Below are 26,985 nucleotides of genomic sequence, written 5' to 3'. Positions count from 1 at the left end.
AATGGAAAAAATCTAAAATCTAAAATTCAATAAACGACAGCCGACTTAGCGTAGCGTAAGCCCTACAATGAATCCCTACAATGCTCCAGCCGCCGTTTTATCCAGCACACCGCCACTTAAGTGACTGGTGATATTCATGGCTTCCAAAACTGGTAAACCATTTGCTCCTTCGGGGTAGTCAATCACGCTAACTGCGCCATTTCCCTGGCGGAAATTCCAGAAATTTTCTGGTGATAAACCCAGAATATGACAAAGCAGGGTTTTATTAGTCGCATCATGAGCCACTACTAAACCGATTTTGAGTTGATTTACCTCAGCAGCTGCTAATATTAACTGCCAAGCAGCAACACTACGTTCCCGTACCTGTTGTAAATTTTCTCCTTCTGGCATTTGTACCTCTGCTGGTAATGTGCGCCAGCGTTCTAACTCTCCGGGAAACTCTTGCTCTATTTCTTTTTCAAATTTTCCTTCCCAGAGTCCGTGACTAATTTCCCTCAAACCTTCAAGTAGTTCCAAATTTATACCAGGATGCTGCTTAAGAATTATTTCAGCTGTTTCTTTTGGACGCGCCATTGTGCTGCTAAAAGCAAAATCAATTTTTACATCTTTGAGAAATTCCCCAGCTTTTGCAGCTTGTTGTCTCCCATTATCGTTGAGCGGAACATCAATTTGACCTTGAAACTGGCCTTGACGATTCCATTCAGTTTCGCCATGACGTACTAATAATAATCGGAATCCTTGATGATTCGGTCGCAAAGTGGGTAGAGTATCTCCCAAATGCTGCGTCTGATTCATTGATTCTAGTTGCACTGGTTCACCCAAACCGCCACTAAAATTCAAGACACTAATGCCGCAGTTAGATTGCTGTATTCCATGATAGCAACTGGGGGGAATTCCCAAAGCGGTACTAATCAGCGCGCGATTAATACCATTATGTCCAACAATGAGAATATTTTTCCCTTGATGACGAGATAAAATTTCTTGCCAAAACTGCTGTGCTTGCTCGTACAAAGCCAGAACGGGAAAATGTTCTCTACTCCCCTGTGCGTCATGGATCATCATCCGCAGTTCGTGGGGGCGTTTTTTCCAAATGCTATAATCTTCAGGAAACTTTTCTTTAACATCACTACTCAGCATTTCTGCCCACAAAGGCAAATCTACTTCTAGTAGTTCTTCAGAAACTTGGATTTGAGCAGACTGTTCAACCAATTCACTGCGAATAATCTCTGCTGTAGTTTTGGCGCGGTTGAGGGGACTGCAATAAATCGCCTGAAATGAAATCTTACTGAGGGCTTTACCCGCTTGATTAGCGTCGTTACGACCTTTTTCGGTTAGTCGTGACGCATCAGTTCGTCCTTGGATGCGTTTCTCAGTATTGTAGGTACTCTGACCATGACGCACAATGATGACACGAGTCATCTTTTTCCCCTCCTCTATCTAAAGGACTAATCTTACTCCATAATGTTCGCAGAATAATCATTTAAATGAATTGAGCTTTGGATTTAAGAATCATGTCGTTGTGTTGACACTCTGATTTTTATGAAGGTTTTAGTATAGACCAGATTGCAAAGCAGCGTGAAGCTCATGATTAACTTAATGTTAGAGGATGTTTGAAAAGTTGCAAATTATACTCTAAACCCCTCTCCAAACCTCTCCCCCACAGGGAGAGAGGCTTTGATTCTTACTCCCCTTCCCTGGTAGGGAAGGGGTTGGGGGTTAGGTTCTGAGACTTTTGATGTTACCAAAAATACTTTTAAAACATCCTCTTAGATCAAGCAACTGTAAATGCTGCTTTCACCCTGTTTAGTAATCAGTGTTTAGATGGCTATGACTTGTTTATTCTTGAGTCTATGCGTCAGGAATCAATTAATAAAATCATTACAGATGATGGTGATTTTGTGACAGTACCAGATATTCAGGTATTTACTGCTAATCCTAGAGCGATCGCAGCAGCTAATAACCAGGGTAAGCTAATAACTAGATGATTAGTTGATATGCACCCAATCTTGGAAATTATTGATCACTACCCAAATCTAAATGCACTTGTAAACCATCATTACCGTTAATAGTTTGATTTGCTGGTTGCAAAAAAATCGCATTATTAGGTATTGATATTGACTCACTCAGCGGTAATTCTTCGTAAATGAGATTTTGCCGACTGGGATTTTTAGATGTATTTCCTGGATTTTGTTGGTTAAAAAATCTACCAAAGTCATTTTGAGCGTTGCGATAATCAATATTAACTAGAGACTCACCACGTAAAGTAAAACTTCCCTGTTGAGGTTGTGCTACATTTGACTGTGCATATACCGCATTATCTATGCTCAAAAGAGCCGATATAATTCCTAATGTAATAGTAATTTTTGCTGGCATATATTTTATCCAATTATCCAATTATGTTTAAGATTATGTAAATTTCTCTGATTAGAAAGATATTCTTACTGCTGATGATTATAAATCATACTCTAGATAGATTTGTATTTACATACACAGAGAATTATTAACTATTATTAATTTTATTAAGAAATACTATTCCTATTTTCATTTACATACAGCAGATTTCAGGTAAGTAGGTGGACGGGGAAAAACAGAAATATGTAACGAAAAGTAAAATTGGCTCAAAACCTCTTCCCTGTTCCCTGTTCCCTGTTCCCTTGTTATAACGACAATTTTCAACGCCAACCTACTTAAGTGAAGTACAAAATTCAAGAACAAGGCCATATAAAAAAAGAGTTTCAACTCTATTCCCTATTCCCATCTGTAATTTATTCTTCATTAATCACAGCTAATACAGATTTTGGTAATAACTTTTCTTTAAACCAAATAATTTTCGCAGGTACATCATCTAATTTAACACCGACTTTTTCTAAATTTAATCTTTCGGAAATTGCCAAAATCAAATTATCACAATTTGCCCGTCGCACCTGAGAAAACTTTTTTTGTAAATATTCTGGTCGCCAATAACCGACAATTTCTAATAAAAAGCTACGACCATCAGGATGTACTAGACGGAAATCGGGAATCATCACACTTCCAGGAATGGGAATTAAATCAACTTCTCGCTCTAAAATCCAACCACTTTTTAACCCATCCCATTTATCAGCAAAAGACTGTTCCAACATACTATCATAAGGCTTACCAGGTGGATAGTGAGAGACTAAACCGCATTCAGAATTGAGAGTAAACCTGCCGATTTTCCATTCATTTGTATAAAAATCTCGTGTTTGTAAAGTTGCAGCTAAACTCCATTTAGTCACATGAAGTAAAGCCGGAATCATTTTAGCTATTGATAAACCATAACGAGTACTAGGAGTAAATAAACTTGTTGGACCATCAATGCTAATTGTAAACCCATGATCAGCATCACCTTCAATATAAGCCATTAATTGAAACAACTTCAAATAACGAAATAACAACTTATATTCACCTGGGACATTGCGATGAGCATTTAATATCAACTGACTGGCTTTATAAAAAACACCTTGCACCTGAGATAAATTATATCTATGTAATATATCCTCTGGTTTTGGCGCATCAAAAGCAGTTAAGATTTTATTTTCAGACAAATCAGCATAAAGTCCATCACTTATCTGAATAGGTAAAACTTCTTGCTGTAATTCCTGACTTAATTCATCAGCAACTTTACTCAAAGTAACTTCCGTTGCTTCTCGACTAGGAAAAGATTTTGCAGCCAAAGAAAAAACCCGTTCCCTTAACATAGGTGGTTCCAGAGGACTAACAACTTCAAAAGTGCAAAAACTGCTTTTGAGAATATAAGCCAAACCACGCTTAATTCGATAATCAGTAGTATCACCTTCAAAATCCGTCAATTGACGCTCAAGCAACCCTTGAGTTTTCCCAACAGCCTCCTGAAAAAAATTAATTAAATCATTCCCCAACTGCAAATGCTTGTGATCAAGTTTCAGTCTTTTCGGGATAATTTCCTCCCCGTTTTGACGATGAATCAATAACTCCGTTGGTAACATCTTTCTTCTGTGTTGAATAATTAATTTCTAACTGTTCAGCCGCCTTTAAATCCCTTTCCATCCCACCACCATAAACAACCTTTAAATTCCCTTTCCTCTCCTTCTTATCTTCCTTCTCTTTCTTATCTTTCTTCATTTTTTCCTCTCCGCGTCCCCGCGTCCTCGTGTCCCCGCGTCCCTTCATTTCTTCCTTCTCATTCTTCTCTTCGCGCTCTTCGCGTCTTCCCTGCGGGACGCTACGCGAACGCGGTTCATTACCTCTTTCCCCTCGCCTTCTCGCAGAAGTTCCCTCCTCACTAGTATCTTCAGCCACGACTTCATATAAAATCGCCTGCTTATTTTCAATATTTCCCTTACGTAAAACCCTGCCCAAACGCTGAATATATTCCCTAGCAGAACCGGTTCCCGACAAAATAATTGCTATCGAAGCCGCCGGAACATCAACCCCTTCATTTAACACATGAGAAGCCACCAAAGTATTGTATTCACCCTGCTTAAACTTAGTTAAAATTTCATGCCTTTCTTTAACAGGAGTTTGATGAGTAATAGCCGGAATTAACAAATCTTGAGAAATGCGATAAACCGTAGCATTATCAGCAGTAAAAATCAAAATGCGGGCGGGGAAATGTTCAGCTAATAAATCAGACAGAATTCTTAATTTACCATCAGTCCCCAGAGCGATTTCTTTTGCTTGACGATGTGCTAACATCGCCCTGCGGCCGATTTGCGATCGCGCACTCATTTGGACAAAAGTCTGCCAACCTTGCAAACTTCCCAAAGAAATCCGCGATTGTTTCAAAAAATCATTGCGGGTTTGAATTAATTGATTATATCTTTCCCGCTCTAGTTGAGATAACTTCACCTTAATTTGCACAATTTGATGTTCTGCTAAAGCCTTACCCGCCAATTCTTCAGCGCGTTTACGATAAACTTCTTTGCCAATGAGAATGTTTAAATCAGCGTGTTTGCCATCGGTGCGTTCTGGTGTCGCAGAAAGTCCTAGCCGATAAGGTGCGATCGCATATTCAGCAATTACCCGATTAAAATCTGTTGGTAAATGGTGACATTCATCAAAAATAATCAAAGCATATTTATTACCCAAACTTTCCGCATGAATAGCAGCACTATCATAAGTAGCAACCAAAATCGGTGTTTTATCCCGTGAACCACCTCCCAGCAAACCCAATTCAGCATCAGGAAAGGCCGCCGTTAGATGTGCATACCACTGATGCATCAAATCCAAAGTCGGCACCACAATCAACGTCGTGCGCGGTGTTGCTTGCATCGCCATTTGTGCTAAATAAGTCTTACCTGCCGCCGTGGGCAGTACCACCACTCCCTGTCTTCCCGCTAGTTTCCAAGCGGCTAAAGCCTCACTCTGATGGGGATAGGGTGTCATTTCTAAACTGGGAACCAACTCTAGGGGATAAAATCCCTTAGCTTCATCGATAAAGTTGGTTTCATCCGCTTGCAACGCTTCGACTACACAGCGATATCTGATTGCCGGAATGCGAAATTTTTCAATTCTATCATCCCATGTAGCATAATCTATCCAAGCTTTGCTGCGTGGCGGTGGGTGTAAAATTAACGTGCCACGATCAAAAGTTAAAGTGGGGTTGCGACCCATTTAGGTTTTCTCCCTACTCGTTGACATTTAACTACTAATAACCCAAAAAGCGCATGATTCCCAAAAGAGATTTTGGCAAAACCCACCTAGACGCACTCTTTACCCCAGAGATATCCGACTGGCGGATAGATGTAAGCTTTGTTGAATCTTACAGAGAACAGCGACAGCGCTTCATGATCAAACGCCTGCAATTGCAAACAAAAATCATGTTAATTGTCGGCTTAACCCTAATGGCATATTTTTTCTGGGTAAATAACCAACCAGGAGAGAAAATACTGGCTTTGAAAATTGGGTTATTAACTGAATTTTTTATTTTGATTTGTTGGTTTTTATGCCGAACATCTCTGGGTCGTCGTTACCCACACTTAATTCTTTTGAGTTTATGCTGGTCTGTAACTTGCGCCATACAAATTGATACGGCTTTATTATTGAATTATGTAGAGCCGTTCACCAATATTTGGAATCTGATGTTTCTCACCCAAGCGACTATAGTTCCCGTGATGTGGAGGATACATTTAATTTCCCAAATCGGCACAACTATCTGCTATTTGACATTATATTTTTTTTACCATCCTCAATTCAAGCAACCTTTAAATTTTTATATTGAGCAGGGATTATATTTATTTTGGACAGGGTTAATTTGTGTATTTTCTGTTTATTTATATGAAAATCTCCGCAAAAAAGAATTTCGAGCTAGGCAAGAACTAGAAATAGCGCAACAACAGTCAGAAAAACTAATTTTAAATATCTTACCACGGGTGATTGCGGAACAATTAAAACAGGAACATACTACTATTGCTGATAGTTTTCTGGAAGTGACGGTTTTATTTGCTGATATTGTGGGATTTACCGAGCTTTCCAGTCACACCCCACCGCCACAATTAGTTGAATTATTAAACACAATATTCTGTTTATTTGATGAGTTAGCAGAACTGCATGGAGTAGAAAAAATCAAGACAATTGGTGATGCTTATATGGCAGTTGCGGGTTTACCAAATCATCGTAGCGATCATGCCATAGCCATAGCTAATATGGCGCTAGATATGCAAAAGTCCGTAACTCAATTTAACCAAGAACAAAATCAATCATTTCGGATTCGCATAGGAATTAGTACAGGGCCAGTAGTAGCAGGGGTGATTGGTTTAAAGAAATTTGCTTATGACCTCTGGGGAGATACTGTCAATACTGCAAGTAGAATGGAATCACATGGTATAGCAGGTACTATCCAGGTTTGTGAAGCTACTTATCATCTCTTAAAAGAACAGTATGTATTGGAAAAACGCGGTTTAATTAAAGTTAAAGGGAAAGGGGAAATGATTACTTATTTACTAAAAGGAATAAAAGTTGAAAATTAATAATATGTATGCAACATAAGTAGGTTGGCGTTAAAAATTGTCGTTATGACAAGGGAACAGGGAACAGGGAACAGGGAACAGGGAACAGGGAACAGGGAACAGGGAACAGGGAACAGGGAACAGGGAACAGGGAACAGGGAACAGGGAACAGGGAACAGGGAACAGGGAACAGGGAACAGGGAACAGGGAACAGGGAACAGGGAACAGGGAACAGGGAACAGGGAACAGGGAACAGGGAACAGGGAACAGGGAACAGGGAACAGGGAACAGGGAACAGGGAACAGGGAACAGGGAACAGGGAACAGGGAACAGGGAACAGGGAACAGGGAACAGGGAACAGGGAACAGGGAACAGGGAACAGGGAAGAGGTTTTGAGCCAATTTTACTTTTCGTTACATATTTCTGTTTTTCCCCGTCCACCTACTTATTACAGCATAATTCAGGTAGATGACGGAATAATTACTAATTCCTATTCTCAATAGATGCCAATACTTGTCGGATTTTGCTCTTCAGGGGTAAGGGAGAAAGAGAAAGAAACAACCTTTAACATTTAGCCTTTAAACTTTTCCCAAAGCAAGTTACAATTTTAAGGCACAAACCCTCGCTCAGTATTTTCATAGATTCTAGTTCTGATCAGTATTATGACCCAAGGCGAAGCCTCATTGGCTTTGCTACCAACTCTTGAAGGATATATTCTTATATATTTTAGAACAGACTCTTGCACAAGGTTTTACTACTTTAGATAGATTCATAGTCAGCAAATGTTGTTCTTGTATTTATCGGTTGCATAATAGGGTTTGAGCTATGACGATGACTAGCCAACTTTGGAGAAAAATCTCAGTAGCTTTCTGCACCAAAGGAGAAGAGACATTGAAAGGAATATCTTTCCTTTTATCAAACTATGCTGTGCCATTGGCATCTGTTGTTATTGCTTCTGTACTAACACTCATGCTACAGCCATTGTTAACGCCAACTATTTTTATGCTATTTTTTGCTGCCGTAGCATTTAGTAGCTGGTATGGGGGAATCAACTCAGGGTTATTGACTACTACTTTGTCTAGTTTAGCTGTTAGCTACTTTTTTTTGACTCCAGTATTTTCCCTCTATATTAATGATACGGACAGCAGAATTCGCTTAATTTTATTTATTTCAGTAGCAATATCTATCTCCTGGATAAACTCTGAGCTACTTCAGGCTAAAAAGCGTCTAGAAATAACTGTAAAACAGTTAGCAGAGAGTGAGTCTAAGTTCAGACGCTTGAAAACTTCTAACATCATTGGGGTAATTTTAGCCGATATGAACGGCAGGATTTTAGAAGCAAATGAAGCCTTTTTAAATATAGTGGGTTATACACAAGAGGATTTACTAACAGGAAAATTACTGTGGAAAGAAATGACACCTCCAGAATATTGGGAACAAAGCGATCGCATGGCGCTACAAATCAAGACCACAGGGGTATGTCAGCCTTTTGAGAAACAATATATCCGCAAAAATGGTAGTCGCGTTAGCATTTTATTAGGTTTAGCTGCATTAGGAAATAATTCAGAACAAGTAATTGGTTTTGTTGTAGATTTAAGCGAACGCAAACAAATAGAAGAGTCTCTGCGCCAACGGGAAGAACAACTACGCCTGATTACAAATGCTTTACCCGTGCAAATTTCTTACGTTGATGCTCAACAGCGTTATCGCTTTAATAATAAAAGATATGAAGAATGGTTTGATATTTCCACCACGCAAATGTATGGCAAGCACCTCAAAGAAATCCTAGGTGAGTCTATGTATCAATCCATCTATCCTTATATAGAAACAGTATTGTCAGGAGAGCAAGTAACCTACGAAACTCAACTACACAAAAAAGATGGTAGGAAATATCATACAAGCGTTACTTACGTGCCTCAATTCAATCAGCAGGGTGACGTAGAAGGATTTGTCGCCCTCATTAGAGACATTACACAAGAAAAGCAAGCAGAAGTAGCTATCAAGCAAAGCGAAGAACGGTTTCGCCAACTCACCGAAAAAGCGCGTGTAATTCCTTGGGAAGCAGATCCAAATACGGGGAATTTTACCTATGTTGGCCCCCAAACAGAAGAGATTCTCGGCTATCCTTTATCTGATTGGTATCAAAACAACTTTTGGCCAGAACACATCCACCCAGAAGATCAGGAGTGGGCAGTCCAATATTGCCGGAACTCTTCGCTGACACTGGATAATTACGAATTTGAATATAGAATGTTTGCTGCTGATGGCAGAATAGTGTGGTTATATGACATTGTTAATGTTTTGCGGGATGAAAACAGACCTCAGCTACTGCATGGATTCATGATTGATATTACTGAGCGCAAGCTGGCAGAGCAAGAACGGGAAAAATTACTAGAACGAGAACAAGCAGCAAGGGCTGAAGCCGAAGCCGTAAACCGAATCAAAGATGAGTTTTTAGCCACACTTTCCCATGAACTCCGCACCCCTCTTAATGCCATGCTGGGCTGGACTCAGCTACTCAGGAGCCGCACATTTGACGAGAGTACAACGGTTAGGGCATTGGAAACCATCGATCGCAATAGCCGCACCCTAGCACAGTTAATAGAAGATGTTTTGGATGTCTCACGAATTATTCGTGGCAAACTCCGGCTCAATCTCCGTCCCGTGGAGCTTGTACCCTTGGTGGAAGCCGCTATTGACACCGTGCGTCCAGCTGCGGACGCAAAAGAAATTAGCCTCGATTTTCAATCCGACTCAGCCGTAGGGATAGTCATAGGCGATGCCAACCGCTTGCAACAAATAGTATGGAATTTGCTCTCCAACGCTGTCAAGTTCACACCCAAAAGAGGCAGAGTGGAGATACAACTAGAGCGCATTAATTCCCGCGTGCAAATTCGAGTTAGTGATACTGGCAACGGCATTGATCCTGAGTTTCTGCCTCATGTATTTGAGCGTTTTCGTCAAGCAGATAGCTCAACTACGCGATCCTATGGTGGATTAGGATTAGGTTTAGCGATCGTCCGTCACTTGGTAGAACTGCACGGTGGCACAGTTTCCGTGATCAGCAAAGGCATTCAACAAGGGGCGACATTTATTGTTAATCTACCCATGAAAGTCGTCGCCATCAACTACGATACACCACAGCCAGAGCCATCGATTGTTCCGGATACCTATGCGAATCAGCAATTGTCTATACTGGAAGGTTTACGGGTGCTGCTAGTCGATGATGAAGCAGACGCTCGTCACTTGCTCACAACTATTTTGGGAGAATATGGCGCTCAAGTTATGGCAGTTGCTTCTGCTATGGAAGCCATGAGTGCGTTACGAAAATTCCATCCAGATATATTAGTCAGTGATATTGGGATGCCCGAAGAAGACGGCTATACACTAATTCGTAAAATTAGAACCCTTTCCATTGAACAAGGAGGACGGATACCCGCAGTAGCGCTGACAGCCTACGCGAGGACAGAAGATCGCACTCAAGCTTTATTAGCTGGGTTTCAGTTACATATTCCCAAGCCTATAAATCCAGCTGAGTTAGCAGTTGTAGTTGCTAATTTAGCCGGAAGAACCTAAATTTGAGTACTGAGTAACGAGTACCGAGTACCGAGTAATGAGTAATGAGTAATGAGTAATGAGTAATGAGTAATGAGTAATGAGTAATGAGTAATGAGTAATGAGTAATGAGTAATGAGTAATGAGTAATGAGTAATGAGTAATGAGTAATGAGTAATGAGTAATGAGTAATGAGTAATGAGTAATGAGTAATGAGTAATGAGTAATGAGTAATGAGTAATGAGTAATGAGTAATGAGTAATGAGTAATGAGTAATGAGTAATGAGTAATGAGTCCTGATATCAATTCACTTAATTAAAGCTACAAATGAATCTCCGCGTCTCCGCATCCCCGTGTCTCCCCATCTCCGCGTCCCCGTGTCTCCCCATCACCCCATCTCCGTGTCTCCCCATCTCCCCATCTGCCCCCTGCCTCTTTTCATATTTTTTGACTATCCTGGAATAGTATCGGAATACTCTGAATGTAAATTGCCAGCAGGTGCTAGATGCTGCAAACAGAACAAATTTTACAAGAACGTTATCAAATCGAACGCCAACTTGGTAATAATGGAATTCGCCAAACTTGGTTAGCTAAGGATTTACAAGCCGCTGACAAAGAAAATGCGTTGGTTGTAGTTAAACTCTTGGCTTTTGGTGGTGCTGTCCAGTGGGATGACCTGAAACTCTTTGAACGAGAAGCCCAGATTCTCAAACAGCTAAATCATCCCCGCATTCCCCAGTATATTGACTATTTTTGCATGGATGACCGCAGTCTCTGGTTTGGCTTAGTCCAAGAATATATTCCTGGTGAATCACTTAAGGAAAAACTAGTTGCTGGAGGAAGATTTACTGAAAACCAAACTCGGAAAATTGCAGTTCAGGTGTTAAAAATTCTCATCTATCTACATGAATTAAATCCGGGTGTTTTGCACCGGGATATTAAACCGAGTAATTTAATTTGGGGTGAAGATAATCAAATTTATTTAGTCGATTTTGGCGCAGTTCAAGATAAAGCTGCTAAAGAAGGTGTGACTTTTACCGTTGTGGGTACTTATGGTTATGCACCTATAGAACAATTTGGTGGTCGGGCAGTTCCATCATCAGATTTATATGCTTTAGGAGCATCTTTAATTCATTTGTTAACAGGTCTTGCTCCAGCAGATTTACCCCAGAAAGATTTACGGTTGCAATTTTCAGACCAAGTTAGCCTCAGCCAGTATTTTGTAAATTGGCTGGAAAAATTGACAGAACCTGCACCAGAACAGCGTTTCTCTAGCGCCCGTCAAGCCCTGGATGTTCTCAAATCTGGTCAACTTGTTAAAAAAGCAGCTAAAGAAAATCAATCTTTAAGCACAAAAGAATTTATCAATAATTCTGGCTGTGGTATTTTTAATAGCTCCGAGAAGGTTCCAGAAGAAATTCTGGGTTGGAATTGGGGCGCATTTTTGATGCCTTGGTTATGGATTTGGCCTAATTATGTATGGCTATATGGATTGGTGTGTTTCATACCACAAATTGGGTGGATAATGACAATTGCTTTAGGCGCAAAAGGTAATGAATGGGCTTGGAAAAGTAGGCACTGGCGAAGTATTCAACAATTTAAAGATCATCAGAGAGGCTGGGCTATCGCTGGGATGATGATTGGTGTACCGTTAAGTATTATGTTTTGGGGACTTGCTTACACTGTTATCAAATCAATGATTAGATTTTGAGTTCAATCTTACTTCACAAATCATACAGCAAAATTCAGGAGCTAGTAGAGACATTCCGCCAGAACGTATCTACAGTGAAAGCTTGCAATCTGCTGTTTTTACTTAGAAAAAATGCCGCATAATTTAACAATTATCCATAGCTTGCTTCTCTTCAGTACTGCATTTATTGCAGGTGGACTCAATGCTGTAGCAGGAGGTGGAAGTTTTATTACATTTCCTACCTTGATATTTACAGGTATGGCACCAATTACCGCCAATGCCACAAATAATACTGCTCTTTGGATAGCAGCTGTAGCCAGTGCGGGAGCCTATCGTCGGGATTTGAACATCGAAAAGCGAGAATTGTTGGTACTAGCGGCTATAAGTTTAGTAGGTGGGGTGATTGGTTCTGTGGCTTTGTTATATACATCACCAGATGTGTTTAAAAAGTTGATTCCATACTTGTTACTGTCAGCAACGCTGATATTTACATTTAGCGAACCACTGAAGAAATGGCTTCAACTTCAGAGCAAAAATTCATCATCAGAATCTCCACCTTTGTTGATTCTCGCACTTGCTCAACTAGCGATCGCAATTTATGGCGGTTTCTTTGGTGCCGGTTTAGGAATCTTAATGTTGGCCACCCTCACCTTTTTAGGTATCAAAAATATTCACGCCATGAATGCCTTTAAATCCTTTCTCGGCAGTTGCATCAATGGTATCGCCATTATTCCCTTTATGGTTGCGGGTTTGATTGTTTGGCATCAAGCTATTTTAATGGCAGTTGGAGGTTCCCTGGGTGGTTACTTATGCGCTCATTATTCCCGAAGACTAGATCCTGGCTTAGTGCGAAAATTTGTGATGGTAGTAGCTTTTAGCATGACTACCTACTTTTTTCTTCATCAGAATTAATGAATTCTTCGCCGAATATTTAGAATATTTATTAAAGAATCTGTGATAAAAACTTGCGTGTTCTTTCTTCTTGAGGATTGGTAAAAAAGGTTTCCGGAGCAGCTGATTCAACAAGAGAACCGCTATCCATGAGAATAACTCGATCTGCGACTTCACGAGCAAATCCGACTTCATGGGTAACGACTACCATTGTCATCCCTTCACCGGCAAGATTTCGCATCACATCTAATACTTCTCTGACCATTTCTGGATCTAAAGCTGAAGTAGGTTCATCAAATAGCATAATTTTGGGTTGCATAGCTAAAGCACGGGCTATGGCTACTCGTTGTTGTTGTCCACCAGATAACTGTCCTGGATATTTTTGTGCTTGTTCTAAAATGCCAACTCTTTCTAATAGTTGCATTGCCAATTCTTCAGCTTTTGACTTCGACAAACGACGTACCCAAATCGGTGCTAAAGTAATATTTTGTAGAACTGTTAAATGAGGAAATAAATTGAATTGTTGAAATACCATGCCTACTTCTTGGCGAATGGTATCAATATTTTTTAAATCCTTGCTGATGGTAATTCCATCAATAGTAATTTTCCCTTGTTGATATACTTCTAAAGCGTTAAAAGTGCGAATAAAAGTAGATTTGCCGGAACCTGATGGTCCCATTAAAACAACAACTTCGCCACGATTGACAGTTAAACTCGCACCCTGGAGAACGTGAAATTTACCATACCATTTATGAACATCTTCAGCAATAATTATTGGTACTTCTTCTAACATATTGTTGTTCTACCTAATCATTAATGTCAGGGCGGGAATTATTTATTTAAATGTATCAGATTTTAGATAATTAAAAAATTTGCTTTGGATATCTTTTTACATCATAGGACTTACGCAAGTGTCACACCAAAAATCTATTGTAGGGTGCGTCAGACTTCATAAATCTAGTAAATAAACAGATTTTTAATATCTGACGTGGTTGGTGAGCTTGCCGAACCACACCTTACCAATGTGCCAGTTGCGTAAGTCCTGATCAATTAGATACGGCATATTTAAGGTTGCCCAGATTATAAAAGCGGAAGAAGGGAGCCTTTCCTATATTTACCCAGTCTTATCTCCTCCTGACTCCTGACTCCAGAAATAAAATTCTTTGTGATTCATAGTTGCGATTATTAAAATAATTGATACACTTGTTCTTTGAGCATCGGTTAACCAGCGCCTATGGTCCACGTCAAGCGCGTTGAACTTACGAATTTCAAATCCTTCGGCGGTACTACTTCTGTCCCTTTGCTGCCGGGGTGTACTGTCATATCTGGACCTAATGGTTCGGGTAAATCTAATATTCTCGATGCTTTGCTGTTTTGTTTGGGACTCGCTAGTTCTAAGGGTATGCGGGCTGAACGTTTACCGGATTTGGTAAATAATGCTCAAAAGCATAAGGGACGTTCGGCGCTGGAAGCTAGTGTGACTGTGACTTTTGATATTTCTGATGTCTCACGCAGAGGCGCAGAGGCGCAGAGGGAGGAAGTAGGGGAAGCAGGGGGAGTAGGGGAAGTAGGGGAAGCAGGGGAAGCAGGGGGAGTAGGGGAAGTAGAGGAAGCAGGGGAAGAAAATCCGAAATCCGAAATCCGAAATCCAAAATCGTCTGAGTGGAGTGTGACTCGTCGGTTACGGGTTACTCATCAAGGAACTTATACGTCGAATTATTATATTAATGGTGTTGCTTGTACTTTAACGGAGTTACATGAGCAACTGAGTGACCTGCGGGTTTATCCTGAGGGGTATAATGTGGTGTTGCAGGGTGATGTGACTAGCATTATTTCGATGAATGCGCGGGAACGTCGGGAAATTATTGATGAGTTGGCTGGGGTGGCAACTTTTGATAGGAAGATTCGTCAAGCTAAGGCTACTTTGGATGAGGTGAAGGAAAAGGAAGACAGTTGTCGGATTATTGAGACTGAATTAACTGTACAGCGCGATCGCTTGGCACAAGATAAAGCTAAGGCTGAAAGATATCAAAAGCTAAAAACGGAATTTCTACATAAGCAGTCTTGGGAAGCGGTTCTATCTTGGCGTTCTCTCCAAGCACAGCAGGAAAAGTTAACGGCGCAAATTCAAACGGGCGATCGCAATTTTACCGATTTCACTACCCAACTGACAACGGTTAATGCAGAAATTACTCAAAAAACTGCTGAACTTGAGGAACTCAATCTCCGTGTTAAAGCTTTGGGTGAGGAGGAACTTTTGGCGGTACAAGCTTCTCTGGCTACTCAAGAAGCTGAACGCAAGCAACTCCAACGTCAGCAAAAGGATTTGGAAACATCGATACAAGAATCTGCAAGGCGTTTACATCAATCTCATCAAGATATTCAACAATATCAGCTTTCTTTAGAAGAAGCCATAGAAAAATATCGTGTAGAGACGTTCCATGGAACGTCTCTACAGGAAGAAAGAAATTTAGCACAACAAGCTTTAGAGTCTTCTCGTGCAGCAGCAGCGGAAATTGCAACTGCTTCGGAGGCTTGGGTTCAGCAACAAACGGCTTTAAATCGCCAAATTGAAGTTTTGCTGCAAACTCTGGAACCCCAACGCACTGAACAAGCGCAATTACAAGAACGAAATACTCAATTACAGCAACTGCTTTCTGAACAATCTCAGCTAATTGCCACTTTAGAACCTGAATTAACAGCAAAGCAAGCTGAAGGTTTACGGGTAGAAACGGAATTTAATGCTTCTAGTCAACCTATCCAAAATTTAGCTGAAAATTTTGCTGCAACTGAACAAGAATTGCAAATCCAACAAGAAACCCAAAAGCGTCTTTTGCAAGAACAGCGAGAAAAGCAACGTCAGTTAGATAAATTAGAAGCACAAACTCAAGCACAGCAAGAAGTACAAGGAACACAAGCCAGTAAAGTAATTTTACAGTCGGGAATGCCGGGTTTATGTGGTTTGGTAGTGCAGTTGGGAACAGTAGATCCCCGTTATCAGTTGGCGTTAGAAATCTCTGCTGGTGGACGTTTGGGACATATTGTGGTAGAAGATGATAGTATTGCCTCGGCGGGAATCGAACTGCTGAAACAAAAACGCGCCGGCAGAGCAACTTTTTTACCTTTGAATAAGATTCAAGCACCTAAATCTGTCCAAGATGCAACTTTGCGTTTTGCGGATGGTTTTGTGAATTATGCCTCTAATTTGGTGGAGTGCGATCGCCGTTATCGAGATGTGTTTAACTATGTTTTTGGGAATACTGTAGTTTTTGCTAGTCTTGCACAAGCGCGAAAAAATATAGGACTTTATCGTATTGTCACTTTACAAGGGGAATTATTAGAAACTAGCGGAGCAATGACTGGTGGCAGTAATACTCAGCGTTCAGCGTTACGCTTTGGAACCGGGGAAGCAGCCGAATCTGACGAAGTTACAAATTTAAGAACTCGCTTAGTAGATATTGAACGTGTTTTAGAACGTTGTGCAGAAGCAATTTCTACTTTAGCAATTCGCACCAAAACTCTAACTCAAGAACTGACGGAAGCGCGACAAGGACGACGGGAACAGCAGTTACAGTTGGAACAGTTGCAAAAAGATATTAAGAGTTTAACAGCGCAATTGACAACTACCAGCACTCAACTTTCCCAAAATACCGAAAAATTCACCACTGCACAATCTCGTCTGGAAGTTTTAGATCGGGAATTACCAGGACAAGAAGCTCAACTGCAACAATTAAGACATACTTTATCAGAGTTGGAAGCTTCGCAAACGCCTAGTGAATGGCAACAAATCCAAGCAATCATTAAAACTCAAGAGCAACAATTACGACAAAAAGAAAATGATTTAAGAGAAGCCGAACAAAGATTGAAAAATCTCGAAAATCAACAACAGCGTTTACAAGAAAAAATCCAAGAAGCGCAAACGCGGGTTTTACAATATCAACAAGAACAGGGAACGGGGAACAGGGAACAGGCAACAGTCAACAATCAACTAGTAGAACTGAATAACCAAATTACTGCAACTCAGGCTTCCTTGCGGAAAATGGAGGAGAATTTAGGGGAAGAGAAGCGCAAACGGGATAGCACAGAAACAGAAGTGCGATCGCTCTTATTGCGTCAACAACAATTACAATGGGAAATTGAAAAACTGCAAGAAATCCAGCAAAAGCGACGGGAAGAATTAGCAGCTTTGCAAACCCAATTGCGAGAATTAGGTGCAGAATTACCAAATCCCCTCCCAGAAGTTCCTAATCAAGTCGATTTGGATGAATTGCAGAAAGAATTGCGGAGTCTAGGCAAGCGCTTACAGGCAATGGAACCTGTGAATATGTTAGCGTTAGAAGACCATGATAAAGTCCAAAGTCGTCTCCAAGAACTTACCGATAAATTAACGACATTAGAAGCAGAACGGACAGAATTGCTTTTAAGAATTGAAAACTTTACTACCTTGCGACAAATGGCTTTTAAAGAAGCTTTCGACGCAGTAAACGAAAACTTTCAAACTATTTTTGCCACCCTTTCCGACGGTGACGGCTATCTACAACTTGATAATACAGAAGATCCTTTTAACAGTGGTTTGAACTTAGTCGCACACCCCAAAGGTAAACCTGTACAACGTCTTGCTTCCATGTCAGGGGGAGAGAAATCCTTAACTGCATTAAGTTTTATCTTTTCCCTGCAACGTTATCGTCCATCCCCATTTTACGCCTTTGACGAAGTTGATATGTTTTTAGATGGTGCAAATGTGGAACGATTAGCAAGAATGATTAAACAACAGGCGGAACAAGCCCAATTCATTGTTGTGAGTTTGCGCCGTCCGATGATAGAATCAGCGCAACGCACAATCGGTGTAACTCAAGCTAGAGGCGCATATACTCAAGTTTTGGGGATTAAGTTAAGTGACAGATGATATGGCTAAAAATGCTATAAATTAACCCCTTTTTCTGCTAGTAACTGTCTTAATTTAGCTAATTCTGCTTCTGCTAAATCTGCACGGTGTTTTTCCTGTTCTGCGCGGTGTTTTTCTTGTTCTGCAAGTTGTTTTTCTTGTTCTACTGGTGTAGGCAACCAGTTATTATCTCGATCATACCAACGTAGCCACAATCTGGTTAATCCTTGATATTCTCCATGCCATAATCCTAAACCCAATTCTGCTTCTTCTAACCATACTCCTAGTCCATTGATGGGCAAAGGTTGATAACGACTCATTACCAACCCGAAACAATTGGTGTTTTTCCTGTTCTGCGCGGTGTTTTTCCTGTTCTGCGCGGTGTTTTTCCTGTTCTGCGCGGTGTTTTTCCTGTTCTGCGCGGTGTTTTTCCTGTTCTGCGCGGTGTTTTTCCTGTTCTGCGCGGTGTTTTTCCTGTTCTGCGCGGTGTTTTTCCTGTTCTGCGCGGTGTTTTTCCTGTTCTGCGCGGTGTTTTTCCTGTTCTGCGCGGTGTTTTTCCTGTTCTGCGCGGTGTTTTTCCTGTTCTGCGCGGTGTTTTTCCTGTTCTGCGCGGTGTTTTTCCTGTTCTGCGCGGTGTTTTTCCTGTTCTGCGCGGTGTTTTTCCTGTTCTGCGCGGTGTTTTTCCTGTTCTGCGCGGTGTTTTTCCTGTTCTGCGCGGTGTTTTTCCTGTTCTGCGCGGTGTTTTTCTTGTTCTGCAAGTTGTTTTTCTTGTTCTACTGGTGTAGGCAACCAGTTATTATCTCGATCATACCAACGTAGCCACAATCTGGTTAATCCTTGATATTCTCCATGCCATAATCCTAAACCCAATTCTGCTTCTTCTAACCATACTCCTAGTCCATTGATGGGCAAAGGTTGATAACGACTCATTACCAACCCGAAACAATTAAACTCATCTCTATAACGGTTATAAACAAAATAATAAGGGATTCTCAGGATTTGTTCATAAACAGACCATTTATTAGGAGGTTGATTAACTTCCCTTAAACTTCTCCCTAAATCTTCCGCTTCTGTACCTGGTGATACCAATTCTATAGCGACAAAAGGATTTACTCCCTCCTGCCAAGTAACGTAACTTAATCGGAGTTCTGTTTCTTGATAAAATCGAGATACCCCCAATACTGCAAACCAATCTGGGCGTTTATACCATTGGGTATGGCGGGAATCATAATATAAGTTTAAATCACTACCTGTAAATACATTATCTTCAGTATAGTTGGGCGGACGAAATGTACTGCGTAGTAATTCTGGTTGTAATAGGTGAAATTCATCTGGCAATCCTGGTTCCTCCTGATTTTCACTAGGTAAATCATACATAGTTGGCAATACTTCTTGAGGAGATAATGGTGGATCTATTTGATACATGATTGATTAGCTCCTTGCCTTAGCGTCGCTGATTGAAGATATTGTAATTTAAGAATTATCTTCAGATACGTGAAACTTGAATATATGTGGATATGCTCAGATGTAGTGTGCCGTTTCTATCTCTAAGAATAAAATGTCCACAGTTTGTGCATTTAAACTTATTATAAGCACCTAGCTTAACATAGACGTGACCAAAGCTCACATCTTGCACTAAAATCATGAGATAACAGGCACAGTTTATAGTTGTGAGCTTGCGTCGCCCGATGATAGAGTCAGCACAGCGCACAATCGGCGTAACTCAAGCCAGAGGCGCTTATACTCAAGTTTTGGGTATTAAATTGAAATCATCTGAGTAATTGAAAATAACCTAAGAGAGTGATTGCATTTTGAATAGGTTGTAATTCTCTCACTACCTGAATTATTTAAATATAACCACCATAAAATCTGGGTACTATAGAAGTAAAATTTCCCTCTTCTATTTCAGGAATCCTAGTTATAATCTGTGAAGTTAGTTACAACACATTTTGGAGAACTATCGATGGGAGTAAGTAATCAGGAGAGCATACAAAAAGCTCTATATTTGTCTTTGAACGATAGTTATAATCTGGCTAATGTTACCACATTTGGGGATCTTAGTATCGCTGTGTTTCGAGCCGGAGAATCTTTGGGTTATGGAGACAATTTAGGAAGGATGTTTTTATGACTGGTAATAATACTCCTCCAGAAAGAGATCCATCTTCTGAAGAAAGTAAAGAGTTACGCGCTGCTCTTAACCACGTTCTTAACTCCCTAGTCAACAAGGTCAAATCTCATCCCAAAGGTACGTTAATTATTTCTGCAATAAGTCTTTGTTTTAATTTTTTTTTAACACCAGTAGTAGTAAAGGAATATATTATACCTGAATCTAAAAAACTGCAATATTTCAAAACTGAAGTAGAAAGTCACATTTATTGTCCGGATCAACAGCTCCTAAAATCTCAATCTGGGCTTGTTCCTGTTGATTTCTCTACACTACCTGCAGAAGCAAAGTTTTTGGCTGAAGGTTATGTAATTCGATTAGGTCTGTGTATAAGTGGAGTACAACAAGAAAAAGAAGATAAGTCTTATGAAGTTCTCCTAACTGATAGGACATCTAATAAGAAATTACTGATTGAGATGGATATTGTTAAGGTGAGCGACGGATATAAAATTGAAGAATTTGAGAAGGAACTGACTTGGCAGTTTGTACAACAGAAGGAGGAATTAGATCATTTAGAGAAAAAGATCCAAGAAAAATGTAAATCACCACAGAGTGCTGTAATTGAACTTTCTGAAAGAGACCCGCATCGAATACCTGGGTTGGTTCTACAAAGCCAAGATGTTTTTTATGAGTTTGAGTGTGATTCTAAAGATGGTGGGTTCAGGGAATATAGTTTGGATTACCTAAACAAATTATCAGAGGAGGCAGTCGGTCCATCTTAATAGTTTCTTTGAAGAAATAACATATCTTGTAGGGTGTGTTACTTAACGCACCTTTTATATTTATGAATATGATACTTACTTATAAAGATGATGCGTTACGCTGCGCTAACACATCCTACGAAAAAGATTACTCATCGCCAATATTCTCTGGAATTGTGGGGACTTTCGTTATGCCCCAATCAGTGCGATCGCTCGTAGGTTGAGTTGACCAAAGTATGATAGCTCGTAGGTTAGATTGATAAAGTGCGATAGCGTTGCGCTCCGTAGGAATCGCGCAACGCTGATTTTCAGTTCGCTTTTCTCTATTGTCATAGAACTCGAAAAATCAAGTACAATTAATTTAGTGCCAACATAACATCTAATATCATGAATAACCTTCTATTAAATAGAATAACAATTAACCATGATATTTGTCATGGTAAACCATGTATTCGTGGATTGCGCTATCCGGTGGAAATGATCTTAGAACTTTTGAGTTCAGGCATGAATATTGATGATATTTTAGAAGATTATGATGATTTAGAATACGAAGATATTTTAGCAGTTCTCAGCTTTGCTACTCGACTCACTCAAGTTAAGAGTATCCTCCAATTAGTTTCATGAAATTCTTGATTGATGCTCAATTACCAATGCGAATTGCCAGTTTATTAGAGAACTTAGGTTGTGATGTTATACATACCAAAAATCTTCCTTTAAAAAATGCAACTTCAGATTCGGAAATCAACAAACTATCAATCCTAGAACAGAGAATTGTTATTACCAAAGATAAAGATTTTTTAGATTCTTTTTTAATCAAACAAGAGCCTTATAAACAGGGTTAGCGCATCTCAAATCCTATTGACAAGGGAATCTAGTTGATATGTGGGAGGATGATCAAGTGGCACAACTCAAGGTAAGTTAATAGATAACCCATCTAGCTGCTGTATCTAAGTAATGTCAACAGGATTTAAGAAGAAGTGCAAAACCAGAAAATCTGTTACACCCAGTGTAGACAGTAAAGAGATTACAAGTAACTTTCTGCAACACTTTACGGGAATAAAAGACCCTAGAGCGAAAAGGACCCGATGGCATTTACTCACCGATATTATCACTATTTCCTTGTTAGCAGTAATAGCAGGTGCAGAGGGTTGGGAAGATATTGAAGAATATGGACTAAGTAAAAAAGAGTGGCTAGAAACATTTTTAGAATTACCAGCAGGAATACCCAGTCCAGATACATTTAGAAGAGTATTTGAGAGGATAAACCCCAAAGAATTTGAGCAATGTTTTCGGAATTGGGTGCAATCATTAGTGGAGAAATTGGGTGTAGAAGTAGTTGCTATAGATGGTAAAACTCATCGCGGGTCATATGACCGAGAATCGAAACTAAAAGCTTTACATACAGTGAGTGCATGGGCTTGTGAGAATAGGTTGATTCTAGGACAAACAAAGGTCAATTGTAAATCAAATGAAATCACCGCGATTCCAGCACTGTTAGAGACTCTGGACTTGTCTGGCTGTATTATCACTATTGATGCAATGGGTACGCAAAAATCAATTGCCGAACAAATCATAGCTGGAAATGCTGATTATATTTTCAGCCTAAAAGATAATCATCCGACGCTACATCAACAAGTGAAAAATTGGTTTGAAATAGCACAATCTCTAGACTTTAAAGGTGTTGATGTCAGTATTAGTCAACGGGTCGAAAAAGGACATCACCGCATCGAAAATCGCACCTGTTATACTGTTCCCGTATCACAACTACCCGCACTTCATGAACAAAACCAATGGGCAGGATTAACAACAGTAGTCATGGTAGTTCGCAAGGTTCAGCATTGGAATAAAACTACCCATGAAGTGCAATTTTATCTTACTAGTCTTGATAGTGATGCTAACAAAATTGGTAGTGCGATTCGACAGCATTGGGGGATTGAAAACTCTGTTCATTGGACATTAGATGTCACTTTCCATGAAGATGAATGTCGGATTCATTCCATGCACAGTCCACAAAACTTTGCTTTATTACGTCGCATTGCTCTCAATGCCTTAGACCGAGAACCAACTTTTCGTCGTAGTATTCGACAAAAATCACGGCGAGCTGCTATGAATGATCAATACATGGTTTCTGTGTTAGCAGCATCCATAGCAAACTATTCTCCTCTACTGTAATTCCCCTGTCAACAGGATTTGAGACGCGCTAACCCTGGCCTTATAAACTACTACTAATAACGACAGGTAATATTAGTAACAAACAAATTGAACAACTTTTTCTACAAAATATTACTCAAATAATCGAATTGTTTTTGACGTATGATTTTTTAGAAATGACCAGAGATAGTTTGATTATTCATTAGTGCGAGTTCACCTATTGGTGTTAAGTGTAATCGGCGAACTGACAAGTCAGCGCTTGCGCGATTCCTAGGTCGCGCTAGTTCCCTCCGGGACGCTTTGCGAACGCTATCGCTCAACTGTGCCGTTCGGATCATAATATTGCTACTCGACAGAAGTTAAATATATTGCTACAATGCAATATATGAAGGCCACTCTAATCGCCAAAGCAAAAGAAGTTCATGACGACGGATCAATCGTCGAGGTTGTTATATGGGAATTACCAGAACCAACACCACCAAGCACACATAAATACAAATACAGATTATTTTACGGGCAGAATGGAAAATGTAGAATTCGATATGACAACGAACGCGGAAAAGGAGATCATAAACATATAAATTCGCACGAAATAGATTACAAATTCACAAGCATTGATAAATTGCTTGACGATTTTGAAAAAGACATTGAAACCTGGAGTGAATCATGAAAGCAATTGTTGAAGTAGCCAAAGGTGGTTCTGCAATCCGAGCCGCTCGTCAACAAATTAAAGACTCCGAAATTGGAAAGCCAGTAAATTTTAGACTTTCATTTGAATCTGCAAAATCACTTTTTAGCGAGCTAACGCCTGCTCGACTTGATTTGCTTGATACTTTAAGCAAAATAGAGCCATGCAGTATTTACGCGCTGGCAAAAACAGCCGGAAGAAACTATTCAAACGTACACACAGACGTAAATCGCCTGGAAGAACTGGGATTAATTGAACGGACAGAAGAAGACAAAATATCTGTACCGTTTGAAGCCGTTGAAATATTCATGCCACTAGCGAAAGCAGTGTGAGAAATTGATAAAGTGCGATAGCGTTCGCAAAGCGTCCCGGAGGGAACTAGCGCGACCTAGGAATCGCTCGTAGGTTGGATTAATAAAGTGCGATAGCGTTCGCAAAGCGTCCCGGAGGGAACTAGCGCGACCTAGGAATCGCTCGTAGGTTGGATTAATAAAGTGCGATAGCGTTCGCAAAGCGTCCCGGAGGGAACTAGCGCGACCTAGGAATCGCTCGTAGGTTGGATTAATAAAGTGCGATAGCGTAGCGCTCCGCAGGAATCGCTTGTAGGTTAGATTGACCAAAGTGCGATAGCGTTCACGTAGTGTTCCGCAGGAAAGCGCGACCTAGGAATCGCTAGGGCTGAATAAAATTTTACTAGATTGTACGCCTTTTGATGAAGTAGATATGTTTTTAGATGAGGCAAATGTCGAACGATTAGCTAGAATGATTAAACAACAGGCAGAACAAGCCCAATTTATTGTTGTAAGTTTGCGTCGTCCGATGATAGAATCAGCCGAACGCACAATTGGCGTAACTCAAGCCAGGGGAGCAAATACTCAAGTTTTGGGTATTTTGGGTATTAAATTACAATCTTCCCATACATCCCCTTGAGTTTCTGTTAAAAATAGTGTATACACAAACCGGATTCGAGATCAGGACTCGGTATAGAATGACCTCTGAACAAGTTATTAGACGTTCCGATATATTAAACACCCAGGTAATCACCCGCGACAACGGCAAACGGCTGGGTATCGTGAGTCAAGTCTGGGTTGACATTGATCAAAGAGAGGTTGTGGCGCTTGGTTTACGAGACAGCCTGATCTCTATCTCTGGACTGCCTCGTCAAATGTATCTCAACAGTATCAACCAAATCGGTGATGTCATCCTCGTTGATAACGAAGATGTCATCGAAGATATTGAAGTTGAAGCCCTCAGCAACTTGATGAACTGGGAAGTCATTACCGAAACAGGCGAAGTCCTGGGTAAGGTGCGAGGCTTTAAGTTTAATGGAGAAACTGGTAAAATTTACTCAATAGTCATCGCTTCTTTGGGAGTTCCCCAAATACCTGACCAATTTTTGAGTACCTACGAAATATCAATAGACGAAATTGTTAGTACTGGCCCCAGTCGCTTGATTGTCTTTGAAGGTGCTGAAGAACGAGTTAACCAATTGACAGTCGGTATCCTAGAACGGCTGGGAATTGGTAAGGCACCTTGGGAGAGAGATGCAGAAGAAGAATATGGCTATTCTGCGCCACGTACAGTTTCACCAGCCAATCAACTGCCTAGTGGAGTACCATTACAGCCACCTAGACCAAAAGTCCGCACTCCTGAACCTATAGCGCGGGAAGAAGAAGAATGGACTGAAGACTATATAGAAGAAGAAAGACCGCAGCGGCGAGTAATGCAAGCGCGGCAGTACGAATCAATTCAATACGAAGAAGACGAAGAAGATAATTGGAGTGAAGCGAGTGGTCAAGATAAATATCAAGAACCGCTCAAAGCTCAACCCTACAAAAAGCCATACACCGACGATTATGACGATTATGATGATGTCGAAGGTGATGCTTGGGATGATGCACCCAAACCAGTGAATATTCCCAAGAAGGTGAAGGAAAGACAACCGGAGTACGAAGAAGAAGGCGGATATTAACAACCCTAATACGCCTGTTACGACAACGAGGCAAAGCCCCACAATTAACTGACTTACCAACCCCTTCTCCCAAACACCGAGGAGGGGTTATATCATGTCCGGTTGAATACTTATCATTTATAGCAGGTAACAGGTGACAGGTGACAGGTGACAGAGCTAAAAGTCTTTTGGTGTCTAAGTTTTAGCATTGGATGATGTCCTAACAGCCTTGTTCGTTGCTATAAACTGACGCGGAGAATTTTTTTGATAAGTGATTAGGCGGACATGATATTAACCTGAGTTCGGTTTTTAGCTTCGCTAACCTACTTACATCCAGTTGCTGAAGCTGAATTAACTGTTTTTAAGTCACCAGAGAATACTGTTCTATATGAAAAAGGTGACGAACCAGAACAAGTCATGGAACTTTTATTCGCACGACGGGGACTCCACCAAGAATCTGACTGTACAGTCAAAGTGGTGCCATTCCATGACAGTCCCTTAACAATTAAAGAGTTACTTTTTCCATCACTAGGCTTTCTGGCACTGAGAAATGTGGCATAATTTACCTTTCCATTGCCGGGGTCAATCCGGGCTATAACTGCTACTTTTGCACCGCCACCACTACCATAGCTGGGTAGCCAACGGCCAGTAGCAAAGCGCCGGAAATCATTACCAGTTTGGCTACCAGTGGAGGAGAAAACACCGTATAAAACACTTCCTCCATTCCAAATCAGTCCATAGCCACTACCATCATCACCAGTGGTTTCGTAGTCGCTGCGACACCATTTTTTCACACCTTTATCAAAACGGATGATGCGGGGGTCTTTGTTAAGAGATGATACTTGCTGATAACCAATGTAGATTGTTGATGTGCCAACGGTTACCCTCGCTCCATTTTTAGCTTTGATTTTCGCTTCAGAGTCGTTGCAAGTAAAGGTTACACTGTTTTTGACAGATGAAACTGTGGTAGTTTGGGCTAAAGCTGGTGCATCTATGGCAGTGATTCCTAAATTAGCAGCCAATATTACTGATAAGGCTGGAAATTGCAGATACTTTCTGACTTGGCGGCTAGAAATCATTGAGTTATTCATCGGATTACAATCACCGTCATTATGTATGTGGCAACTCCTATTTTGTATACAAATTGCTTTTTTAACTAGAGTGTAATTACTGGGTTTGCCATTTTTAGCAAATCAGCCTGCTTTCCCGCTTTTAAGCCAATTCCATACGGCACACCCTACAAAAACGCCTGTTTCTTACCTATACTGATAACTTTTTGCTTCACAGACACACGCAAAAAATTTATTGCTGATTTATTCCTGAAAATTTCGCTTTCTGGGGGCGAGAATTGTTACCATATCT

Annotated in this window: 23 protein-coding genes and 2 pseudogenes; 17 read left to right on the top strand and 8 right to left on the bottom strand. The window is 40.5% G+C overall.

Going from position 1 to position 26,985, the window contains the following annotated elements:
- Positions 1-75 precede the first annotated feature (75 nt).
- Positions 76-1,419, bottom strand: coding sequence for a histidine phosphatase family protein (locus tag A9Y75_RS00975; RefSeq protein ID WP_071187391.1), 1,344 nt, complete (start codon positions 1,417-1,419; stop codon positions 76-78).
- Positions 1,420-1,850: 431 nt separating this feature from the next.
- On the opposite strand from A9Y75_RS00975, the gene A9Y75_RS29995 reads away from it, so the two are divergent.
- Positions 1,851-1,985: a hypothetical protein gene (locus tag A9Y75_RS29995; RefSeq protein ID WP_269086254.1), complete on the top strand. Its 135-nt coding sequence runs from the start codon at positions 1,851-1,853 to the stop codon at positions 1,983-1,985.
- Between the two features lie 28 nt (positions 1,986-2,013).
- Here the strand turns inward: A9Y75_RS29995 and A9Y75_RS00970 are convergent, their stop codons facing one another.
- The 3 genes from A9Y75_RS00970 to A9Y75_RS00960 all read right to left on the bottom strand — a co-directional run bounded on the left by A9Y75_RS00970 (position 2,014) and on the right by A9Y75_RS00960 (position 5,613).
- Entirely contained in the window at positions 2,014-2,373 is a 360-nt protein-coding gene (locus tag A9Y75_RS00970; RefSeq protein ID WP_071187390.1) for a hypothetical protein, read from the bottom strand.
- 392 nt (positions 2,374-2,765) lie between these two features.
- On the bottom strand, positions 2,766-3,986 hold the full coding sequence (locus tag A9Y75_RS00965; protein ID WP_071187387.1) for a DUF790 family protein: 1,221 nt from the start codon (positions 3,984-3,986) through the stop codon (positions 2,766-2,768).
- On the bottom strand, positions 3,916-5,613 hold the full coding sequence (locus tag A9Y75_RS00960) for a DEAD/DEAH box helicase family protein (RefSeq protein WP_071187385.1): 1,698 nt from the start codon (positions 5,611-5,613) through the stop codon (positions 3,916-3,918). Before A9Y75_RS00960 ends, A9Y75_RS00965 begins: the two co-directional genes overlap by 71 nt.
- A gap of 53 nt (positions 5,614-5,666) precedes the next feature.
- On the opposite strand from A9Y75_RS00960, the gene A9Y75_RS00955 reads away from it, so the two are divergent.
- The 5 genes from A9Y75_RS00955 (at position 5,667) to A9Y75_RS00935 (ending at position 13,104) form a co-directional block, all read left to right on the top strand.
- The gene (locus tag A9Y75_RS00955) at positions 5,667-6,968 is read left to right on the top strand and encodes an adenylate/guanylate cyclase domain-containing protein (RefSeq protein ID WP_071187383.1); all 1,302 of its coding nucleotides are present in this window, start codon (positions 5,667-5,669) and stop codon (positions 6,966-6,968) included.
- 45 nt (positions 6,969-7,013) lie between these two features.
- Positions 7,014-7,343: a hypothetical protein gene (locus tag A9Y75_RS25960; protein ID WP_083389461.1), complete on the top strand. Its 330-nt coding sequence runs from the start codon at positions 7,014-7,016 to the stop codon at positions 7,341-7,343.
- A 435-nt stretch (positions 7,344-7,778) separates the two neighbouring features.
- Positions 7,779-10,523, top strand: coding sequence for a PAS domain S-box protein (locus A9Y75_RS00945; protein WP_071187381.1), 2,745 nt, complete (start codon positions 7,779-7,781; stop codon positions 10,521-10,523).
- Between the two features lie 484 nt (positions 10,524-11,007).
- Positions 11,008-12,213 carry a serine/threonine-protein kinase gene (locus A9Y75_RS00940; RefSeq protein ID WP_071187380.1) on the top strand — a complete coding sequence of 402 codons (1,206 nt, stop codon included), beginning with the start codon at positions 11,008-11,010 and terminating at the stop codon, positions 12,211-12,213.
- Between the two features lie 111 nt (positions 12,214-12,324).
- Positions 12,325-13,104: a sulfite exporter TauE/SafE family protein gene (locus A9Y75_RS00935; protein ID WP_071187378.1), complete on the top strand. Its 780-nt coding sequence runs from the start codon at positions 12,325-12,327 to the stop codon at positions 13,102-13,104.
- A gap of 31 nt (positions 13,105-13,135) precedes the next feature.
- Here the strand turns inward: A9Y75_RS00935 and A9Y75_RS00930 are convergent, their stop codons facing one another.
- Positions 13,136-13,876 (bottom strand): amino acid ABC transporter ATP-binding protein, encoded by a 741-nt coding sequence (locus A9Y75_RS00930; protein ID WP_071187376.1) that lies wholly within the window; start codon positions 13,874-13,876, stop codon positions 13,136-13,138.
- Positions 13,877-14,317: 441 nt separating this feature from the next.
- On the opposite strand from A9Y75_RS00930, the gene smc reads away from it, so the two are divergent.
- On the top strand, positions 14,318-17,989 hold the full coding sequence (gene smc, locus A9Y75_RS00925) for a chromosome segregation protein SMC (protein ID WP_071187374.1): 3,672 nt from the start codon (positions 14,318-14,320) through the stop codon (positions 17,987-17,989).
- Positions 17,990-18,003: 14 nt separating this feature from the next.
- Here smc and A9Y75_RS29990 read toward each other — a convergent pair.
- Both A9Y75_RS29990 and A9Y75_RS29985 read right to left on the bottom strand, forming a co-directional pair.
- A pseudogene (locus tag A9Y75_RS29990) lies at positions 18,004-18,306 on the bottom strand (hypothetical protein); the annotation flags it as partial.
- Positions 18,307-18,613: 307 nt separating this feature from the next.
- Positions 18,614-19,393 (bottom strand): annotated as a pseudogene (locus A9Y75_RS29985) (Uma2 family endonuclease); the annotation flags it as partial.
- Between the two features lie 502 nt (positions 19,394-19,895).
- On the opposite strand from A9Y75_RS29985, the gene A9Y75_RS27105 reads away from it, so the two are divergent.
- The 10 genes from A9Y75_RS27105 (at position 19,896) to A9Y75_RS00875 (ending at position 25,644) form a co-directional block, all read left to right on the top strand.
- Entirely contained in the window at positions 19,896-20,096 is a 201-nt protein-coding gene (locus A9Y75_RS27105; RefSeq protein WP_143046336.1) for a hypothetical protein, read from the top strand.
- The gene (locus tag A9Y75_RS00910) at positions 20,093-20,854 is read left to right on the top strand and encodes a hypothetical protein (protein WP_071187372.1); all 762 of its coding nucleotides are present in this window, start codon (positions 20,093-20,095) and stop codon (positions 20,852-20,854) included. Before A9Y75_RS27105 ends, A9Y75_RS00910 begins: the two co-directional genes overlap by 4 nt.
- A gap of 62 nt (positions 20,855-20,916) precedes the next feature.
- Complete coding sequence (locus A9Y75_RS29220; RefSeq protein ID WP_177176066.1) at positions 20,917-21,057, top strand: hypothetical protein; 141 nt, start codon at positions 20,917-20,919, stop codon at positions 21,055-21,057.
- A gap of 163 nt (positions 21,058-21,220) precedes the next feature.
- Positions 21,221-21,457, top strand: a complete 237-nt coding sequence (locus tag A9Y75_RS00905; RefSeq protein WP_015080100.1) for a DUF433 domain-containing protein — start codon at positions 21,221-21,223, stop codon at positions 21,455-21,457.
- Entirely contained in the window at positions 21,454-21,675 is a 222-nt protein-coding gene (locus A9Y75_RS00900; protein ID WP_083389460.1) for a DUF5615 family PIN-like protein, read from the top strand. The genes A9Y75_RS00905 and A9Y75_RS00900 overlap by 4 nt, the downstream gene beginning before the upstream one ends.
- 112 nt (positions 21,676-21,787) lie before the next feature.
- On the top strand, positions 21,788-23,005 hold the full coding sequence (locus A9Y75_RS00895; protein WP_071187370.1) for an ISAs1 family transposase: 1,218 nt from the start codon (positions 21,788-21,790) through the stop codon (positions 23,003-23,005).
- 364 nt (positions 23,006-23,369) lie between these two features.
- Entirely contained in the window at positions 23,370-23,654 is a 285-nt protein-coding gene (locus A9Y75_RS29215) for a DUF6516 family protein (RefSeq protein ID WP_236721290.1), read from the top strand.
- On the top strand, positions 23,651-24,004 hold the full coding sequence (locus tag A9Y75_RS00885) for a MarR family transcriptional regulator (protein WP_071187363.1): 354 nt from the start codon (positions 23,651-23,653) through the stop codon (positions 24,002-24,004). Before A9Y75_RS29215 ends, A9Y75_RS00885 begins: the two co-directional genes overlap by 4 nt.
- Before the next feature lie 346 nt (positions 24,005-24,350).
- The gene (locus tag A9Y75_RS00880) at positions 24,351-24,602 is read left to right on the top strand and encodes a hypothetical protein (RefSeq protein WP_343232365.1); all 252 of its coding nucleotides are present in this window, start codon (positions 24,351-24,353) and stop codon (positions 24,600-24,602) included.
- A gap of 58 nt (positions 24,603-24,660) precedes the next feature.
- Entirely contained in the window at positions 24,661-25,644 is a 984-nt protein-coding gene (locus A9Y75_RS00875; protein ID WP_071187359.1) for a PRC-barrel domain-containing protein, read from the top strand.
- 302 nt (positions 25,645-25,946) lie between these two features.
- Here the strand turns inward: A9Y75_RS00875 and A9Y75_RS00870 are convergent, their stop codons facing one another.
- On the bottom strand, positions 25,947-26,714 hold the full coding sequence (locus tag A9Y75_RS00870; protein WP_071187358.1) for a hypothetical protein: 768 nt from the start codon (positions 26,712-26,714) through the stop codon (positions 25,947-25,949).
- Positions 26,715-26,985 lie beyond the last annotated feature (271 nt).

It is taken from the genome of Trichormus sp. NMC-1 (assembly GCF_001858025.1).
Taxonomy (GTDB): domain Bacteria; phylum Cyanobacteriota; class Cyanobacteriia; order Cyanobacteriales; family Nostocaceae; genus Anabaena.
The sequence above is the reverse complement of the archived record's forward strand: the minus strand, read 5'-3'. Positions and strand labels throughout refer to the sequence as shown.